The sequence below is a fragment of the Pseudoclavibacter sp. 8L genome, assembly GCF_902506465.1.
In the GTDB taxonomy this organism is placed as follows: domain Bacteria; phylum Actinomycetota; class Actinomycetes; order Actinomycetales; family Microbacteriaceae; genus Pseudoclavibacter.
Genome location: NZ_LR733197.1, coordinates 1 through 2,581, shown reverse-complemented (window position 1 = coordinate 2,581; position 2,581 = coordinate 1). Strand labels below are relative to the sequence as shown.

Sequence of the window (2,581 nt, the reverse complement as noted above, 5' to 3'; positions counted from 1 at the left end):
CTCCTGCTGCGCCCCGCCCCTCCCGCTCCGTCCAGGGCTGAGTTGTGGTCGTTTCGACGCGCTTTTGGCGACCATAAGTCCGCTTTGGGCCTGCGCGGTCTGCCCCCTCCGCGGCCGCTGTTTCGCCGTGCGCCGACTTCGCGTGCCTCTTCCGCTGCGCCTCGCCCTCTTTGCCCGGCCCCCGCGCGACCCTCTCGCTGCGCCCATCCGCCTGCTGAGCCTCGCCCCTTGCTGCGCCCCTCTCGCTCTGCCCAGGGCTGAGTTGGGGTTGTTCTGCCGCGCTCTTGGCGACCATAAGTCCGCTTTGGGCGAGCCTGCCGGACGGCCCGATCGCAGTTGGGCGCAGCTTGGGCGCGGACGACACGTGCCGGGCATACCGGACGCACGGGCGCGGATACGGTGGGCACGACGCGCGCGGCAGCGACGCGGGGGCGCGGCATACTGGTGGCGTCGCCGCGAGGCGCCTGCTCCGCCCCCAGCTCCACCCCGCACTCGTCGTCCTTCACCAAGAGCGGCGCCCGAAGGAGTCGAATGCCCGAGCCAGAAGCCCCCGACGAGACCGCGGGTGTGCCCTCACCGCTGAACAGCTCACTGTCGCTGCCTGTTCCCGGACAGTCCGTTTCCGCACTGCCCGCCGTCGACGCGTTCATCCTCACCGCCGGCACGATCGTGACGATGGATGCGCAGCTGCCGCGTGCATCCGCCGTCGCGGTCGCCGGCGCGAAGATCGTGGCCGTCGGCACGCTGGCCGAGTGCGCGGAGATCCTGCCGGGTGCCCCGGTCGTCGACAGCGGCGCACCCGTGCTCATGCCCGGCTTCATCGACCCGCACAGCCACCCGTTCCTGAGTGGCCTCGCCACGCAGCTGCCGGCGCTGTCGATCGCGCCGTGGAAGGCACCGCGCTGGAGCGACGTGCTCAGCATCTTCTCGCAGGCGATGGCGGAGAACGACGCGGGTCTTCCCCTCCTCTTCAACGGCTTCGACGCGCTCCTGCACGGTCGCCCAACGCCGACGGCCGCCGACCTCGACAAGATCTTCGGTGAACGGATCGCTGTGGTGGTCGACAACTCCGGGCACGCCTGCTCGTTCACGTCGGCGCTCATCCGCAGTCGCGGTTGGGATACGCATCCGCCGGCCGACCCGATCGGGGGATCGTTCGCGCGCGATGTCGAGGGCGCCCTCACCGGGATCTCCTACGAGATTCCCGCGAACACGGCCGTGCTTGGACCCGTCATGCAGGAGCTCGGCGGCAACCCGCTCGGCAGCGCAGCCGAGTACTACGCCCTCATGGCGCGTGCCGGCATCACCTCGACGTCCGACATGACCTACTCCGCCGACCTCGCCGCCGCCTACGAGGCGCTCGCCGCCATGCCGTCCTCGCCGCTGCGGGTGAGCCTGTGGGAGGTGTCGACCGCCGCAGAGCCTGGTGCCGCCGCGACGTTCGCCGCGGGGGATGAGCGACTCGTCAAGCAGGGCGTGAAGCTCTGGACCGATGGGTCCCCGTGGATCGGCAACGTCGCCATCTCCTTCCCGTACGTCCCGAGCGAGGCGACCGAGCGAGCCGGCATCGATCCCGCGACGGCGGGCGGTGCATCCGCCATGAACTACTCGCGAGCACAGGTGGATGCGATCCTCGACCGCTGCGCGCCGCTCGGCTGGCAGATGTCGTTCCACGCGAACGGCGACCTGGCCATCGACTTCGCGCTCGACGCCTACGAGCGCGCGCTTGCCGAGTACGGCCTGCTCGGCACCGACCACCGCTGGCGCATCGAGCATGCCGGGGCGGGACGCCGCGAGCAGTTCGAGCGGGCCGCGCGCCTCGGAGTCCACGTCTCGCTCGCGCCGTTCCAGTACTACTTCTGGGGCGACCTCCTCGACGGGCAGATGTTCGCGCCCGAGCACGGTGCGCGTTGGCAGGCGTTCGCCGAGGCGGTTGAGGCAGGGCTCGTGGTGTCCTTGCACAATGACGGGTCCGTGTCCCCGCCTGCCCCCGTCCTGAACGTGCAGACGGCCGTGACGCGGCGCACGAGCAGTGGGCGCATCCACGCCCCGCAGCAGGCGATCTCAGTGGATGCGGCCCTCAAAGCTCACACGATCGACGCAGCCCGCACCCTCCACCGCGAGCACCTCGTCGGATCGATTGCGGTGGGCAAGCTCGCCGACTTCGTGGAGCTCAGCGCTGACCCGTATGAGGTGACGCCCCGCTACCTCGCGGAGCGCGTGCAGGTCCTCGGAACGTGGGTGGATGGGGCGCGCATCGACCTGCCGGAGTTCCTCGCCGCGGCGCACGCCAGCGACTCCGCGCCGCACGCCCACCACGCGGCACGAGGCCACACCGGTCACGGCTGCTGAGCCGAGCGCCGGGCGGGCCTGGCGTACCGGCTCGCGCGTGTGAGGGTTCGCGGGCTGGGCCGGGCCGGGCTGGGCGCGGTTGCGTGCCGGGCCGGGCGCGTCGGGTCTCGCGGGCCAGGTCACGCTCGCTCGCGTGCGTGACCTCGCTGTGCCGGCTCGCCAGAGTTGTGGTGTGGTGCGTTTGGGGGCGGGGTCGGGAGCACTTGCCCACAACTCCCTGCGGGAGGGG

At 71.4% G+C, this 2,581-nt stretch carries 1 protein-coding gene; it reads left to right on the top strand.

What is annotated here, in order from left to right:
- The first annotated feature begins 531 nt into the window (after window positions 1-531).
- Window positions 532-2,352, top strand: a complete 1,821-nt coding sequence (locus tag GV007_RS17240) for an amidohydrolase (RefSeq protein ID WP_201297765.1) — start codon at window positions 532-534, stop codon at window positions 2,350-2,352.
- Window positions 2,353-2,581 lie beyond the last annotated feature (229 nt).